This is a genomic window from Thalassotalea sp. ND16A (genome assembly GCF_000764205.1).
Classification (GTDB): Bacteria; Pseudomonadota; Gammaproteobacteria; order Enterobacterales; family Alteromonadaceae; genus Thalassotalea_A.
Window position 1 is genome coordinate 1 of record NZ_JQDZ01000010.1, and the last position, 17,209, is coordinate 17,209.

Annotated in this window: 16 protein-coding genes; 14 read left to right on the forward strand and 2 right to left on the reverse strand. The window is 41.4% G+C overall.

Features of this window, described 5'->3' with window-relative positions; all coding sequences use genetic code 11:
* Positions 1-408: 408 nt before the first annotated feature.
* Complete coding sequence (gene rraA / locus ND16A_RS16900; protein WP_033076034.1) at positions 409-894, reverse strand: ribonuclease E activity regulator RraA; 486 nt, start codon at positions 892-894, stop codon at positions 409-411.
* A 195-nt stretch (positions 895-1,089) separates the two neighbouring features.
* Complete coding sequence (gene rpmE, locus ND16A_RS16895) at positions 1,090-1,302, reverse strand: 50S ribosomal protein L31 (protein ID WP_033076035.1); 213 nt, start codon at positions 1,300-1,302, stop codon at positions 1,090-1,092.
* A 244-nt stretch (positions 1,303-1,546) separates the two neighbouring features.
* On the opposite strand from rpmE, the gene priA reads away from it, so the two are divergent.
* From priA to dnaB, 14 genes are all read left to right on the forward strand, one after another.
* Positions 1,547-3,769, forward strand: coding sequence for a primosomal protein N' (gene priA / locus ND16A_RS16890; protein WP_235281949.1), 2,223 nt, complete (start codon positions 1,547-1,549; stop codon positions 3,767-3,769).
* Between the two features lie 210 nt (positions 3,770-3,979).
* Positions 3,980-4,552 (forward strand): SPOR domain-containing protein, encoded by a 573-nt coding sequence (locus ND16A_RS16885; RefSeq protein WP_033076038.1) that lies wholly within the window; start codon positions 3,980-3,982, stop codon positions 4,550-4,552.
* 101 nt (positions 4,553-4,653) lie between these two features.
* Entirely contained in the window at positions 4,654-5,172 is a 519-nt protein-coding gene (gene hslV / locus ND16A_RS16880; protein ID WP_033076039.1) for an ATP-dependent protease subunit HslV, read from the forward strand.
* A 112-nt stretch (positions 5,173-5,284) separates the two neighbouring features.
* Positions 5,285-6,613: an HslU--HslV peptidase ATPase subunit gene (hslU, locus tag ND16A_RS16875; RefSeq protein ID WP_033076040.1), complete on the forward strand. Its 1,329-nt coding sequence runs from the start codon at positions 5,285-5,287 to the stop codon at positions 6,611-6,613.
* Positions 6,614-6,642: 29 nt separating this feature from the next.
* Positions 6,643-7,008 (forward strand): gamma-butyrobetaine hydroxylase-like domain-containing protein, encoded by a 366-nt coding sequence (locus ND16A_RS16870; RefSeq protein WP_033076041.1) that lies wholly within the window; start codon positions 6,643-6,645, stop codon positions 7,006-7,008.
* A 21-nt stretch (positions 7,009-7,029) separates the two neighbouring features.
* The gene (locus tag ND16A_RS16865) at positions 7,030-7,509 is read left to right on the forward strand and encodes a DUF1456 family protein (RefSeq protein WP_033076042.1); all 480 of its coding nucleotides are present in this window, start codon (positions 7,030-7,032) and stop codon (positions 7,507-7,509) included.
* An 83-nt stretch (positions 7,510-7,592) separates the two neighbouring features.
* Entirely contained in the window at positions 7,593-7,973 is a 381-nt protein-coding gene (locus ND16A_RS16860) for a YbaN family protein (protein ID WP_033076043.1), read from the forward strand.
* 202 nt (positions 7,974-8,175) lie between these two features.
* Positions 8,176-8,766, forward strand: coding sequence for an RNA polymerase sigma factor (locus ND16A_RS16855; RefSeq protein ID WP_033076044.1), 591 nt, complete (start codon positions 8,176-8,178; stop codon positions 8,764-8,766).
* Complete coding sequence (locus tag ND16A_RS16850) at positions 8,756-9,271, forward strand: hypothetical protein (RefSeq protein ID WP_033076045.1); 516 nt, start codon at positions 8,756-8,758, stop codon at positions 9,269-9,271. The genes ND16A_RS16855 and ND16A_RS16850 overlap by 11 nt, the downstream gene beginning before the upstream one ends.
* A gap of 73 nt (positions 9,272-9,344) precedes the next feature.
* Positions 9,345-10,310, forward strand: coding sequence for a DUF4097 family beta strand repeat-containing protein (locus tag ND16A_RS16845; RefSeq protein WP_033076046.1), 966 nt, complete (start codon positions 9,345-9,347; stop codon positions 10,308-10,310).
* Positions 10,311-10,648: 338 nt separating this feature from the next.
* Positions 10,649-12,583 (forward strand): PrkA family serine protein kinase, encoded by a 1,935-nt coding sequence (locus tag ND16A_RS16840; RefSeq protein WP_033076047.1) that lies wholly within the window; start codon positions 10,649-10,651, stop codon positions 12,581-12,583.
* Between the two features lie 17 nt (positions 12,584-12,600).
* On the forward strand, positions 12,601-13,881 hold the full coding sequence (locus tag ND16A_RS16835; RefSeq protein WP_033076048.1) for a YeaH/YhbH family protein: 1,281 nt from the start codon (positions 12,601-12,603) through the stop codon (positions 13,879-13,881).
* Between the two features lies 1 nt (position 13,882).
* Positions 13,883-15,436, forward strand: a complete 1,554-nt coding sequence (locus ND16A_RS16830; RefSeq protein ID WP_033076049.1) for a SpoVR family protein — start codon at positions 13,883-13,885, stop codon at positions 15,434-15,436.
* Positions 15,437-15,637: 201 nt separating this feature from the next.
* On the forward strand, positions 15,638-17,077 hold the full coding sequence (gene dnaB / locus ND16A_RS16825; protein ID WP_081945425.1) for a replicative DNA helicase: 1,440 nt from the start codon (positions 15,638-15,640) through the stop codon (positions 17,075-17,077).
* Positions 17,078-17,209: the final 132 nt, after the last annotated feature.

Genomic DNA, 17,209 nt, shown 5'->3' on the forward strand with positions numbered 1-17,209 from the left:
AGAGGCTTTTGCATCCCGAGAAGCTAAAAGCTTTTGACGTCTTAGCCTCTTCTTCTCACTCTAGCTTAGCCCTTAAGTAATAATTTATTTAGGGGCTTCTTCTTTTATATGACGTGGTGTAAGTAAAACAAAATATCTGATTATCATATACTTAGAAAAAATACTCCGTCATTCCGACGAAGGTCGGAACCCCCATAATTGACAGCGAGCGCTTATATTTTTAACTATTTGCTCGAATCGAATCGAATCAAAAAAGCCCCAAGTTAGTGTTGTAAACAAACTTGAGGCCCTAACAATGCTGCCCGTAGCCCGTAGCCCGTAGCCCGTAGCCCGTAGCCCGTAGCACAAACATTACCCTAACCTGAAATCTTACTCAGTTTGTTTGTACCCTGTACCTCGTATCTATTATTAATCGATATCGAGTGGATCCGGGGAGAGGATGATGCCAGTGTTATCGGCGTAAATATGATCATCGGGTAAAATGGTTACCCCGGCAAAGTTAATCGCCAAATCCGCTTCGCCAACATTACTATCATCGGCGCCAACTGGAATTGACACCATGGCCTGGATGCCAAGTTCAATATCTTCGAGTAAATCAACGTCACGTACACTACCGTAACAAATGATCCCTTCCCAGTTATGTTTTGCCGCAGTATCGGCGATATAAGAATCAATCAAGGCTCTGCGGGTTGACCCTCCGCCATCAATAACCAATACTTTACCTGTACCGTCTTGTTCTACCGTTTCGCTAATAATGCCATTAGATTCGAAACATTTAATCGTCACCACGATACCGCCAAACGAGCTGCGGCCGCCGTAATTGCTTAACATAGGTTCTAAGACATCGACTGAGTCAGCATATAGGTTACAAAGTTCTGAAGTATTATATTCCATGGTAGATCCCGCTTACTCAAGCTTGAGTGATATTATTATTAGCTTTAAGTATACTCATAGATTTAACTCTAACAAGTGAAATTTTTTATTCAGATCAAGGATATAACGTAGATATAGGTAAATTTGATAAACTGCAGGCGATAAAAAAGCGCCGATAAGGCGCTTCTTTAACAAACATGAATGTTTTAGGTTAAATTATTTTTTACCTAAAGCACCGAAACGTTTGTTGAACTTGTCTACACGTCCACCAGTTTCAGCAGCTTTTTGCTTACCAGTGTAGAATGGGTGACATTCAGAACATACATCTAAGTGGATGTCTTTACCACGTGTTGAACGAGTTTCGATAACATTACCGCAAGAACAAGTTGCTTTAATGGCTACGTAATTTGGATGGATACCGTCTTTCATGGGATTACCTTGTGTTAGGCCGCATCGCCATCTGATCTTTTGCCAGATACCATGCGAGTTTCAATTTAAGGTGGCGAATAATACGGGAACATTGGCCAATGTACAACTAAAACCGTTAAAAACAGTCAAATTTATCGCTGTTTATCACCAACAGAGAGATTTAGCTGCAAAGCACGAGCAAATAAGCTTGGCAAATGTTGTTTTGCGAGTAAAATAATTAAAAAATATAATAATGAATGCCACTTTGACTACTCAATTTACTTACCTACAAATTGCTTTGCCGATACCGATGCGGCAAAGTTTTACTTATTTGGTACCGGAAACGTTAAATCAGCTCAGTTTCACTCGCGGTGACAGGGTGTTAGTACCATTTGGTAACCGTAAATTAATTGGCGTGGTTCTGGTGGTCAGCGATGAATGTGACGTTGCTAGTGACAAACTTAAAGCGATCATAGAGCGCCTTGATGATAACTCTAAATTAACCATGCAACAGGTAGACTTTTTGAGTCTTTGTGCCCGCTATTACCATCACCCTATAGGGGATGTGGTAACCCAAGCATTGCCGGTACTGTTGCGACAAATCAAACCCGTTGATTTAAGCCCACCAGCTTGCTGGTTAAAGAACCCGGAGCTTAGTGAGCAACAATTTAATGACGTTTGCCAAAGTATGAAAAAATCGGCGGCTAAGCAAAAACAGTTATTAAATTTTATTTGTGAGCATGACGAATTAACCTGGCCAGAGATCCGAATGGCAGGCTATAGCAAAGCGCAACTTAATGCCTTGCTGAACAAAGCCCTGATTATTGAGCAAACCGTTAAACAACAACCGTTTACCTTTAAAGCCAATTCCGTTAACGATGACGACAAGCCGCAATTATCGGTGGAGCAAGCACTGGTAATTAGTACCATTAATCAGCGGCTTGACGGATTTTCTTGTCATTTAATTGATGGCATCACCGGTAGCGGCAAAACCGAAGTGTATCTACAAATCATCGAACAGGTGTTAAAGCAGGACAAACAAGTATTGCTGTTGGTGCCTGAGATTGGTTTAACCCCACAAACACTGTCACGGTTTGAAAAACGTTTTCGCGTGCCCGTCGTTCTGCATCATTCGGGTCTGAACGATAATGAGCGTTTGCAAACCTGGCATCAAACCAAGCAGGGTCGGGCCGCGATTATTATTGCGACTCGTTCCGGTGTGTTTTCGCCACTGCATAAACCGGGCATTATTATCGTCGATGAAGAACATGATGGTTCACTCAAACAACAAGAAGGATTTCGCTACCATGCGCGCGATATTGCCATATTGCGCGCCAGGCAATTACACATTCCCATTGTTTTAGGTACGGCAACGCCATCGTTAGAAACCTTGCAAAATGCGCTCTCGGGAAAATATCAGTACCACCAACTCACCAAGCGTGCCGGCAAAAGTTCGATATCCACCATTGAATTAATCGATATGGCACGGGAGCAAGTGGAATTTGGTTTATCGGGCTCTTTGAAAAAAGCGATGCAAGACACGTTGAAACGCGGTGAACAAGTGCTGATATTTTTGAACCGTCGTGGCTTTGCACCAGCCATTTCGTGTCAGGAATGTAATTGGATTTGCGAGTGCCAACGCTGTAATAAGCCTTATACTTTGCACCAAGGGCAAAGTCTGTTGATCTGTCATCACTGCGGCAGCCAAAAGCGTATCGTTCGTCAATGTGGCAGTTGTGGCAGCATTCGCATTAAGCCGTTAGGGCAAGGTACGGAACAACTTGAGCAGCGCTTGCTTGAACTTTTTCCGGACTATTCGGCGATAAGAATTGACCGCGACAGTACTCGCCGCAAAGGCGAACTCGCCAAGTTATTGCAGCAAGTCACCAATAAAGAACATCAAATACTGGTGGGTACGCAAATGCTGGCCAAAGGCCACCATTTTCCCGATGTCACCTTAGTGGCGGTGCTCGATGTCGATGGTGCCTTATTTAGTTATGATTTTCGTGCACCGGAGCACATGGCACAATTGCTGGTACAGGTAGCTGGTCGGGCAGGAAGAGAAAGTAAGCCGGGCAAAGTGATGGTGCAAACGCAATATCCAGAACATCCGCTATTGCAAGATTTGGTGAATAATGGCTATCAACATTTTGCCCGCTATGCGCTGATTGAAAGACAACAGGCGATGATCCCGCCCTTTGGCTTTCAGGCATTATTTCGAGCCGAAGGTAATTATCCGAATATGCCGGAAACTCTGCTAAGGGATGTCAGTCAGCAGGATTTTAGCCAATGTATGGTGAGCGGGCCGATTGCCGCGGCGCAAGAGAAAAAAGCGGGTAAATATCGTTTTCATTTATTATTGCAAGCCAAAGAACGTAAAGATTTACACTTGGCAGTTCAGCATGTGTTAACCGCTATTGCCGGCCACGAATTAAATAGTAAAGTACGTTGGTCTGTCGATATCGACCCACAAGAGCTGAGCTGGTAGCTCCAGTTAACCTGAATTCGGGATAATGAGCGCTTGATATTACCTTTAAATCATCAAGTTAACTGTAACCAGTAAACTATTTTAAATAGTATTGAGCAAGTGCTGCTTATCCGAACTCAGGTTAGTAACAAACTAACGCTGTACTTTAGTTGCGGGTTGGTTAAAATTAACTTACCTTGCATTTTTCCATTTTCATTGTTGTAGAGAGTTATGGCTCATCAAGATTACGTTGCTCGCCCCCGCGCAACCAAAAAAAAGAAAAACCCGTATAAGCCGAAAACGAAAAAACAGCCGGCAGTTCAGGGTATTAAACCTATGTTTGCTTTAGTCATTATTGTGCTATTGGTTGGCGGATTTATTTTTGGCTTAAATTACATGAGTGACAATGCTCCGGAAAATGTTGATGTTGCTGAAATCGAACTATCAACGCCAACCAAGAAAACCGTAGTGGAAGACATTCTTCCTGAAGTCCCAAAAGAGAAATGGACTTATATGGATGAATTAAAACATAAAGAAGTGGAAGTGGGGGATTATGAGGTTAAAGAAAAAGGCCCTTATCAAATGCAATGTGGCTCATTTCGTAAACGCCAACAAGCCGAACAGTTAAAAGCCAATATTGCCTTTGCCGGTTTTGGTTCAGATATTCGTAAAACCAATGGCAAAAGTGGTGTTTGGTATAAAGTGGTACTCGGACCATTTGAACGCAAGCGCATGGCGGAAAGCGCCAAGCACAAGTTAAAAAGAAATAAGATCAATTACTGTCAAATATGGCTTTGGACTTGAAAAACTAATTTCTGATCCCATCTATACCTTAAGATTCTTTTCGGGGTGTCTGTTCTGTGATGTTAACAGAAGACACCTCGTTTTATTTTTAGAGGTTTAATGTGACTACTATCGTATCTGTAAGACGCAACGGTAAAGTATGTATTGGCGGCGATGGCCAGGTTTCCCTTGGTAATACCGTGATGAAAGGCAATGCCAAAAAGGTTCGTCGTTTATACAATGAAAAAGTATTGGCTGGTTTTGCCGGTGGTACTGCCGATGCTTTTACCCTGTTTGAGCGTTTCGAAAGCAAACTTGAAATGCACCAGGGTCATCTTACCAAATCTGCGGTCGAGCTTGCCAAAGACTGGCGCAGTGATCGCGCGTTAAGAAAGCTTGAGGCGATGCTGGTAGTCGCAGACGAAACGGCATCATTGATTATCACCGGCAACGGCGATGTGGTTCAGCCCGAAGATGATTTAATTGCGATTGGCTCTGGCGGTAACTATGCCCAGGCGGCAGCCTTAGCGCTATTGGAAAACACCGAATTATCGGCCCGTGATATTGTTGAAAAATCACTGACCATTGCCGGTAATATTTGTGTCTTTACCAACTTAAACCAAACCATTGATGAAATTTAATAAAGCTGCTGCGCATCTTTATACAGGCCACTTCGTGGCGTAAAGGTAAAAGCTAGCAGAACGAATACCAATTTGGTATTGACTAAATTCAACTTCCCCAGAGGAATTTTTCATGTCTAATATGACTCCTCGTGAAATTGTTCACGAATTAGATTGCCACATTATTGGCCAAAACGATGCTAAAAAAGCGGTGGCTATTGCCCTTCGTAACCGCTGGCGCAGAATGCAGCTAGAAGAAGAGCTGCGCGTTGAAGTCACGCCAAAAAATATTTTAATGATCGGTCCAACCGGTGTCGGCAAAACCGAAATTGCCCGCCGTTTAGCCAAACTTGCTAATGCGCCTTTTATCAAAGTAGAAGCGACAAAATTTACCGAAGTGGGTTATGTTGGTAAAGAAGTGGAAACCATTATCCGCGATCTTGCCGATATGTCGGTGAAGTTGACCAAAGAGTTAGAGATGACTCGGGTAAAACACTTAGCCGAAGAAGCCGCAGAAGAACGTATTTTGGATGTGCTTATTCCTAACCCGCGTAATGCCATGGGTGAAGAAGAATCTACAGATAACAGTTCGACCAGGCAAATTTTTCGTAAGAAATTACGCGAAGGCAAACTCGATGATAAAGAGATTGAAATCGATGTAGCGCAACCGCAAGTTGGCATGGAAATCATGGCACCGCCAGGCATGGAAGACATGACCAATCAGCTACAAAGCATGTTTCAAAACATGTCGCAGGATAAAACCAAAAAGCGCAAATTGAAAATCAAAGACGCGTTTAAAGCTTTGCAGGAAGAAGAAGCCAGCAAATTGGTGAATCCGGATGAGCTTAAAGAAAAAGCGATTTATGCGGTTGAGCAAAATGGCATCGTCTTTATCGATGAAATCGATAAAATATGTAAGCGTGGTGATTCTTCTGGCCCTGACGTTTCGCGTGAAGGCGTACAACGTGATTTGTTGCCATTAGTGGAAGGCTCAACGGTGAGTACCAAGCATGGCATGGTAAAAACTGACCATATCTTGTTTATTGCCTCTGGTGCATTCCAGATGTCGAAACCGAGCGATCTCATTCCTGAATTGCAAGGCCGTTTACCCATTCGTGTTGAGCTTCGCGCCTTAACCGTGGAAGATTTTGTTCGTATTTTAACGGAGCCAAACGCCTCATTAACCGAGCAGTATATCGCCTTGATGGCAACCGAAGGAGTGAAGGTTGAATTTAGTGAAGATGGCATTCAGGCTATCGCCCAGGCGGCCTGGCAGGTAAATGAAACTACTGAGAATATTGGTGCGCGTCGTTTACATACGGTAATGGAGCGATTGATCGAAGAATTGTCTTTCCATGCTGATGCGAAATCCGGTCAAAGTATCGCTATTGATAAAACCTACGTCGAAGGTAAACTGGATATTCTGGTACAAAATGAAGATTTAAGCCGCTTCATTCTTTAATCAACTTAACAAACGTTGTCGGAGAAAATATGCAATTAACTCAGCTGGTACTAAATAACAAAGCCTGTGACTTAACCTTGAACTTTGTTGATGGTTTCAGTCAAAGTTTAAGTTATGAGTTTTTGCGTGTTTATTCTCCCAATGAACAAACGGCAAAACAAGGCAAAGCCAAACCACCGGTAAGCCATAAAAAAATGGTACAATTGTTGGCCATTGAACCAGTAGCGAAGCATGGCTATCGTTTTGTTTTTGATGATCAACACAGTGCCATCTATAGCCTGCAATTACTGCAAGAATACGCACATAATAAAGCCCGCCTTTGGCAGCAATATTTAGATGCTTTAAAACTTACTGGTCATTCTCGTGAAGCGATGATTGATTTCAAGCAAGTTTAATTACCATAAAACAGAGATAACATGACAAATAACGATATAATTCGCCGCATTCGCTTCATTTTTAATTATGACGATAGCACTATGTTGTCTATATTCAGCCAGGCTGAATTAACGGTGGAATTAGAGCAATACCACCACTGGTTACGTAAAGAAGATGACCCTAAATACATCAATTTAACCGATGTACAATTAGCGACGTTTTTAAATGGTTTGATCAATAAAAACCGTGGTAAACGAGAAGGCCCGCAACCGAAAGCAGAATCAAAACTAAACAATAATCTGATATTGAGAAAGTTAAAAATAGCACTTAACCTCAATGATACCGACATGATAGAGATACTAGCTTTGACTGAAATTCGTGTCGGTAAAGCTGAAATCAGTGCCTTTTTTAGAAAGGTAGGACATAAGCATTATCGAGAGTGTAAAGATCAGTTTTTACGCAATTTGCTTAAAGGCATGCAAATTAAATATCGGGAAAATAACCCCTGGGCAGCGTCTTAATACCAATTTGTTTAAGTATTTAATCAACTTGCTATATTACCGTTTGCTGATGAAATATCGAGGCGATTAATGGCAACTGGACAATGAAACGTTTTTTTTATTTAACTGTTGGCATTGGCTTCGTCATCCTGGCTGTTATTGGTATCGTCTTACCGGTATTGCCAACTACGCCATTTTTATTGGTTGCTGCCGCATGCTTTGCCAAGTCGTCGACTCGCTGCCATCGATGGTTATTGAATAATAAAGTGTTTGGTCAGATTATTCATCATTGGCAAACCAGTCGCTGTATCCCGAAAAAAGCGAAAACCTTGGCAATTCTATCTATCTTGGTGTTTGGCAGCTTTTCTGTGTTTATTGCAGTGCCAAATATCTATGGCAAAGTTGCCACCTCCTTCTTCCTATGTATTGGCTTGTACGTGGTTTTACGTTTAAAAACTTGTCCAGCGCCGAATTCTGATAATTAATACGAATACCAATAGACATAAACTCACTTTTATTCGTATAACCGTATGAGGTAAGCTATTGTTTAATCGCTAATTCCGAGTTCAAGTTAAATATTTTTGGTACTTTTAAAAAAGTTTTTATTTTTTCTTTAAACCTTTTTACCCTTACCTGCATCTTAACTTATAACTACAACATAAATGAACATAAAGCTTTTAGGATTTAATGACATTGTCCGCACAAAACACAGTGATAAATGCCCAGGATATTTTTGCCAAAAAGCAAGAACAAGAGTGGATCATTAACGCCAAGGCTGGCGACCGTCAGGCGTTCAACCACTTGTACCAGGAAAATATCGGAAAAGTGTATGCGTTGTGTTTTCGTATGCTTAGTTCTCGTGACCAGGCTGAAGATGTCGCTCAGGAAGTCTTTGTGCAGGTGTGGTTAAAGCTGGAAAACTTTCGTGGTGACGCCAAGTTTTCTACCTGGCTGCACGCAGTAGCAACCAACACCGCGTTAACCCATATGCGTAAACAAAAAAATTGGCTGCAAAAAGTATTCAGTATTGAAGAACAGCCACAAGCAGAACCAGCAGGTAACGAAATTCAAGACTTGTCAGATTTAGATAAATTGATTTTACGATTACCAGAAAAAGCCAGAGTGGTGTTTGTGTTATTTGCGGTTGAAGGTTATCGGCACGAAGAGATAGCAACCATGTTAAATATGGCGGTGGGGTCGAGTAAGTCTCATTATCACCGCGCCAGAAACTTACTAAAAGACTGGCTCGAAGCGAAAGAGAGTTTGAATGATGAATAAGCTAAAAGCAGAGCAAAATTTACAAGCGCAAATAGACGGTTTGAGCCATGACATTAAACCTGAACGGGATTTGTGGGCCGGAATTGAGCATGCCATTGAGCATAATTCGCAACAACACGTTGCCAATGAGATAAAACCTAAGCGAGTAAATATCGCTCCTTTTGCCTGGGCAGCGTCCATTGTCGTGGCAGTGCTATTTACCTGGAACATAAACAGCAACAAAGACATGCAAATAGCACAGGTAAGCGCTGTGGAAGTATTGCAGCAGCAATACAGTCAAGAAAAAAATAGCATGTTGGTGAGTTTTGGTGAACCGGATTTAAGCCAGTTACCAGCGGATATTCAAAAGCAATTTAATGAATTGCAATCAGCCAGAACCTCGTTAGAAGCCGCTTTGGCGGATGATCCTAACAATAAAGATTTGTTAAATTTATTAAAGTGGACACAAAAACAAGAGCTTAATTTATTAGAGCAGTTGTTTAGTCCCAAATGGCAAACCATTTAGTGCAAACTAGTTGGCGGCACACAGTTAGCAATAAGCTAATGACAAAAATATTATCACGGAAAAAGAGAACTTTATGAAATTTATTAATATCACCTCAACGTTTATTGCCCTGATGTTCTCCATGTCGATTTTTCCCCTGTCGGCTGCGGCCAAAAACGTCGATCAGCGGTTAACTGTTCAAGATAATGCGCAAGTTAAAATCGAGAATTTAAGAGGTAAGGTTACCATTGTCGGCACTGACAATAATGAAGTGTGGGTATCGGGTAAACTCGATGAAAAAGCCACCGACTTTATATTTGAAGTCGATGGCAAAGATGTCACCATCATAGTTAAAATGCCAGCACGGATGAATAGTAGCTTTTGGGATCAGGATGAGCAAGAAACCAAATTATTGATTGAAGTGCCAAGTTCCGCAGCGGTTAAATTCAACGGGGTTTCCAGCGATGTGAATATCAGTAATGTTCATGCCGGGGTGAATGCAAAAAGCGTAAGTGGTGACGTAATAGCAGAAAACCTCAGTGCTAAAATTGTGTTAGAGTCGGTCAGTGGCGATGTAAAAAGTGAACGTTTAAATGGTGAAATTTATTTATCTTCAGTAAGTGGTGACGTATTTGATCGAGCATCTACAGGGCAATTAAATTATCATGCAGTCAGTGGCGATATTGATGCCAAAGCCAATGCCGACGAAATTAATGCCAGTGTTATCTCTGGTGATTTAGACATAAAGCTTGAGCAAGTTAGCGATGCCTCATTGTCGAGTGTGAGTGGCGACGTAACCGTTAGTCTTGAGTTAAATGATGACGGCTTGTTAAAGATGTCATCGGTCAGTGGTAACATCAACTTGGGTTTACAAAAAGAAGTAAATGCCGATATTCGAGTGAATTCAAATGCTGGCGGTCGTATTATTAATAATTTAACCGATGATGAGGTGGAAAAGGCCAAATATGGCCCAAGTTCAAAGCTTACTACCAGTACCGGTAATGGCAGTGCTTCGATTAAAATGTCGACCGTATCAGGCAATGTAAAACTACATTATTAATACCAATCTGCAACTTGGATGGTGACGTGTATACTCAACTCAACTCAGTGCTTATGCAGATTGGTATAAGCCCTCGCTCTTAGCATACCAAATAGCCCCCAAATAACCCCAATGCTTGCATAGTTAAGCATGGCTTTTCATTTTTATTGATTTAAAAAAAAATACTTTCGTAAATGTTATTGCTACTTGCGTTTAAGTTGTTGATTTTGATGATGTAATCTCGTCGCGGTTGACCTGTTATTGCGGTGTTAGAAAAGTTTTTAATGTTTTTACCTACCAAATTCCTACTTTCACGGTCTAATATAAATATAAACAACAATATTTATTATGGGTGCGTTATGAGTATTTTTAAACACTATCAAGGGCGCTACGACTTAGCCAAAGAAGAGGAGCTTACACTAACTGAATTTCTCGAGCTTTGTCGTAATGACAAACTAACCTATGCTAACGCCGCAGAACGATTGTTAGCCGCCATAGGTGAGCCTGAACAGATCGATACATCGCAAGATACGGTGTTAAGCCGGATCTTTTCCAATAGGGTAATTCAACGTTACCCGGCATTTTCTGATTTTTATGGCATGGAAGATGCCATTGAACAAATCGTTGCTTATCTTACTCACGCCTCGCAAGGGTTAGAAGAAAAGAAACAGGTACTCTATTTATTGGGACCAGTAGGGGGCGGTAAGTCATCGATAGCAGAAAAATTAAAAGAGCTGATGCAACAACTGCCCATTTATGTACTCAGCGCCAATGGTCAACGTAGCCCGGTAAATGATCACCCATTTTGTTTATTTGATGCCGATGCCGATGGTAAAATTTTAACCCAGGAATACAACATACCAGCCAGATATTTACATACCATAATGTCCCCCTGGATGGTGAAACGATTGCATGAGTTTAATGGCGATATTTCAAAATTTAAGGTGGTCAAAATATATCCATCTATACTTGACCAAGTTGCCATTGCCAAAACGGAACCTGGAGATGATAACAACCAGGATATTTCATCATTAGTAGGTAAAGTCGATATTCGTCAACTAGAGCATTTTGCCCAAAATGATGCTGACGCATACAGCTATTCAGGTGCCTTGTGTCGAGCAAATCAGGGCATGATGGAATTTGTTGAAATGTTTAAAGCACCGATCAAGGTATTACATCCGTTGCTTACGGCCACCCAGGAAGGAAATTATAATTCTACCGAGGGCTTGTCAGCCTTACCGTTTTCCGGTGTTTTATTAGCTCACTCCAATGAATCGGAATGGTTGACGTTCAAAAATAATAAAAACAATGAGGCCTTTCTCGATCGCGTTTATATCGTAAAAGTACCGTACTGCTTAAGAGTGTCTGAAGAAGTAAAAATATATCAAAAATTACTCGATAACAGTGAATTAAGCAATGCCCAGTGTGCGCCATCGACGTTAGACATTCTCGCCCAGTTTTCGGTATTGACCAGACTTGTCGCCCCAGAAAATTCCAGCATTTATTCCAAAATGCGGGTCTATAACGGCGAGTCGTTAAAAGATACCGACCCGAAAGCCAAGTCTTATCAGGAATATCGAGACTTTGCCGGTATTGATGAAGGCATGTCAGGCATTTCCACTCGTTTTGCCTTTAAAATACTGTCCCGTGTGTTTAATTTCGATCATCTGGAAATTGCCGCCAATCCAGTACATCTATTTTATGTATTAGAGCAGCAAATAGAGCGTGAGCAACTGGCAAAAGAAACTGCCGATGGCTATTTAGAGTTTATCAAAGGCTATTTAGTGACCGAATATATTGAATTTATTGGTAAGGAAATCCAGACCGCCTACCTGGAATCGTATTCAGAGTACGGTCAAAACATTTTCGATAGGTATGTGGTATACGCCGACTTTTGGATTCAGGATCAAGAATATCGAGATAATGATACCGGCCAAATTCTTAATCGTGAAGCACTGAATAGCGAATTGGAAAAAATTGAAAAACCGGCCGGTATTTCCAACCCGAAAGATTTCCGTAATGAAATTGTCAATTTTGTCTTGCGTGCGAAAGCGAACAACAATGGTAATAATCCGGTATGGACCAGTTATGAAAAACTGCGCACGGTAATAGAGAAAAAAATGTTTTCCAACACCGAAGATTTATTGCCAGTGATTTCATTCAATACCAAATCATCTTCACAAGATCAGAAAAAACATGACGATTTTGTCCAGCGCATGACCTCTAAGGGCTATACCGCCAAGCAAGTTCGGTTATTATCTGAGTGGTATTTAAGAGTGAGGAAGTCATCTTAGTTAAGGGAGAGTGAGCAATGTCAGTCTTTATCGACAAGCGGTTAAATGCAAAAAACAAATCTATGGTCAATCGCCAGAGGTTTGTGCGTCGATATAAAAGTCAGATAAAGCACTCTCTAGAGGAGTCCATTACTCGCAGAAGTGTAACCGATCACCACTCGGATGAAGATGTCACTATTCCGCATAAAGATTTATCTGAGCCTGTTTTTAAGCATGGGGAAGGGGGGATTAAGGAAAGGATCCTTCCCGGCAATGAACAATTTGTTGAAGGCGATAAAATTGACCGGCCGAAGGCCCAGCAAGGACAAGGTAATAGTGGTGCCAGTAAGGATGGCACCGGTGAAGACGATTTTATTTTTTCAATTTCAGCCGATGAATACTTAAATTTACTGTTTGACGATTTGGCTCTGCCTAATTTACAACGCAGCCAAATAGATAAGCTTTTTGACTACAAAACGGTACGTGCGGGCTATTGCAGTGATGGTGCCATTGCCAATGTCGATATTGTTAAATCGTTGCAAGGATCAATCGCCAGACGTCTGGCAATGACCAGTTCAAAACGCAAAGAACTGAAACACTGTGAGCAGCAATTAATAGAGTTTGAACAAACCGAGCCCTTGCCAGTTGCTGAAATTAAGCAGTTAAAACAACAAATTGAAATGTTGCAGGATAAAATATCGAGCGTACCCTTTATCGACAGTTTCGACTTACGTTACCGAAACTTTGACCAACAAGCGGTGCCGTCATCAAAAGCGGTAATGTTTTGTGTCATGGATGTCTCAGGTTCTATGGTGCAGGCGACAAAAGATATTGCCAAACGCTTTTACATTTTGTTGTATTTATTTTTAACGCGAAATTATAAAACCATCGATGTGGTTTTTATTATTCATCATACCCAGGCCAAAGAAGTGGATGAGCAAGATTTTTTCTACTCAAAAGAAACTGGCGGTACCATTATCTCCAGCGCCCTTACCTTGCTTTATAAAATCATTAAGCAACGCTATAACTCCAACGATTGGAACATTTACGTGGCCCAAGCCTCTGATGGCGATAACTGGCAAGATGACATTGCTAAGTGTTCCGAGTTATTGAGTAAAAAAATATTGCCGATCATTCGCTATTACAGCTATATCGAAATCACCAGCGATATCCATAAATCGCTGTGGACAGAATATCAAAAACTGGCCGAGCAGTATCCGCATTTTTGTTTGCGCAGAATTGAAGAAGTTGCCGATATCTATCCCGTGTTTAGAGACTTATTTAAAAAGACAGCTCATGAGAATGTTGCCTGGAGGTAAGATGGAAAGTGACTATAGCGTAAATGATTTTTGTGTTGAAAAATTACCCGATTGTGGCGACTGGAATTTTGAATCTTTAGAGCAATATAAACAACAAATTGCTCGAGTGGCGAATTTTTACGGGCTGGACACTTACCCGAACCAGATTGAGATGATCACTTCAGAACAAATGATGGATGCCTATGCCAGTGTCGGTATGCCAATTGGTTATAATCACTGGAGTTTTGGCAAACAATTTATTACTACACAGCAAAATTATAAACGTGGGCGTATGGGTTTAGCCTATGAAATTGTGATTAATTCCAATCCCTGCATTACCTATTTAATGGAAGAAAACACCTTAACCATGCAAGCCCTGGTGATGGCGCACGCAAGTTATGGCCATAACTCCTTTTTTAAAGGCAACTACCTGTTTCGCACCTGGACCGAAGCGGATTCTATTATTGATTATTTATTATTTGCCAAAAACTATATCCATAAATGTGAACAACTACACGGCATAGAAGAGGTGGAAACAACCCTCGATGCTTGCCATGCGCTGATGAATCACGGCGTTGACCGATATAAAAGGCCGCAAAAGTTATCATTAGCCAGAGAATTAGAACAGCAGCAAGAAAGAGAACGATTTTTGCAATCGCAAGTTGACCACTTGTGGCAAAAGCTTGATCAACAAAATGAAAGCCATGCTGATAAGGGTAAAAAATCTGCGATATTTCCAACATCTCCACAAGAAAACTTATTGTATTTTATTGAAAAAAATGCCCCGTTACTGGCTCCGTGGCAAAGAGAAATTGTTCGTATAGTACGTAAAATTGGCCAGTATTTTTATCCGCAAAAACAAACACAAGTAATGAATGAAGGCTGGGCATGTTTTTGGCATTACACCATCATTAATCATTTATATGATGAAGGCTTGTTAACCGATAAATTTATGCTGGAATTTTTAGAGCATCACACCAATGTGATTAACCAACCCGCCTTTAATTCACCGCAGTACAGTGGTATTAATCCATACGCATTAGGTTTTAATATGTTTGCCGATATTCGTCGTATTTGCGAACATCCTAGCGAAGAAGATAAACAATGGTTTCCTGAATTGGCCGGCAGTAACTGGCTCGACGCGGTTAAAGCGGCAATGCAAAATTATAAGGATGAAAGTTTTATCGGCCAGTATCTGTCACCACAACTTATGCGTGAATTTAAATTTTTTAAACTCACCGATGACGCTAAAGAAAGTCAGATTGAAGTAAGTGCTATCCATAATGAAAAAGGCTATCAAAAAATACGCAGTGCGCTGGCAAAGCAATATGACTTGAGTCATCAGCAAGCCAATATTCAAATAATTAAGGCCGATATCGAAGGCGATCGGTCGTTAACCTTAGAGTACATTCCTTATAACAATATTGGCATGGCCGATAATACTAATGAAGTGTTAAAGCACTTGCATTATCTGTGGCGATTTGATGTCAATCTGATCGAGTATGATGAAAACAATGACGCCAAAGTCATCGGTCGTTGTCCTGAACTTACTTTAGAAGCAAAAGATGATAAATAACGAGACCAGTCTACTGCTCGGCCAAGGTTATTTTAATGAGATCATTTACTACCCGTTGAACTTTCACTTCAAATTTTAGCCTGAATAGCTTATTCTGGGGGGCTAACCTGCATAAGTATATTTTTAGCTCATTCCTTATGTAGACTGGTATACTACTTATCGACATAAACAGATGAAAGATTCCCTGGGATTTGAGCAGTAATGGCGCAACAGCAAGACTTTAAGAAAAATTTTAACAAAGACTTTAAAAAAGACTTTAATAAAACTAACGACAAACAAATTGAACAACTGAAAGTTGCTCCGCATTCAATGGAAGCCGAGCAATCAGTGCTGGGTGGTTTGTTGCTTGATAATAATGCCTGGGATAATGTTGCCGAACGCGTGGTGGCTGCCGATTTTTACTCGCGCGCCCATCGCATTATTTTCGAGTGTGTAGGGGATTTAATTGAAAAGGGTAACCCGGTCGATTTAATCACCTTATCTGAGGCTCTGGAAACTCAGCAACAAATTGATGATGTCGGTGGTTTTGTCTATCTCGCTGAAATGATGAAAAATACGCCGAGTGCCGCCAATATCTACGCTTATGCGGATATTGTTCGTGAACGAGCGGTGACTCGCGAGTTGATCAAAGTGGCAAACGAAATCGCCGATGCTGGTTACGATCCGCAAGGCCGAGAAAGTAGTGAGTTGCTCGATTTTGCCGAATCTAAAGTGTTCCAAATTGCCGAACAGCGTGCCAGTAAATCTGAAGGCCCTGAGAATATCCATTCGGTCATGGAAAAAACCGTCGATAAGATAGAAAAACTTTATGGCCAGCCACACGACGGAGTTACCGGTGTTTCTACCGGCTTTACCGATTTAGATAAAATGACCGCAGGTTTACAACCGTCCGATTTAATCATCGTTGCTGCCAGACCATCGATGGGTAAAACCACATTCGCGATGAACCTGGCCGAAAACGCGGCAATGATGCAAGATAAGCCGGCGCTTATCTTTTCCCTGGAGATGCCGTCTGAACAAATCATGATGCGTATGCTGGCGTCCCTTGGCCGTATTGACCAAACCAAGATCAGAACCGGACAGCTCGGCGATGAGGATTGGGCCCGTTTATCATCGACCATGGGGTTGTTGATGGAAAAAGGTAAAATGTTCGTTGATGATGCCGCGGGTTTAACTCCAACGGAAGTGCGCTCTCGGGCACGAAGAATCCATCGTGATAACGGTGGTATATCGATGATCATGATAGATTACCTGCAATTGATGCGGGTACCACAATTTAGTGATAACCGTACCTTGGAAATTGCCGAAATATCCCGCTCACTGAAAGCGTTGGCGAAAGAGTTACAAGTGCCTGTTGTCGCATTATCACAGCTTAACCGTGGCCTGGAGCAACGTGCCGATAAACGACCGATTAACTCAGATTTACGTGAATCAGGTTCAATCGAGCAAGATGCCGATTTGATCATGTTTATTTATCGTGATGAAGTGTATAACGAAGACTCTCCCGATAAAGGCACGGCGGAGATCATTCTTGGTAAACAACGTAATGGTCCAATTGGTCGGGTACGGTTAACGTTCCAGGGGCAGTTCTCTCGTTTTGACAATTTTGCCGGCCCGGGCGGTATCATGGATGAAGACTAATCCCCCGCGTTGACTCATAAGAAAAGGTAACCGAAGGTTATATCCTTATTCTCACATTAGGTGTAACCGTAATAAGTTTAAATATGACTTTCAGTTTCCTTTCTATTTTAGTCTTTAATTGAAATGGATCTA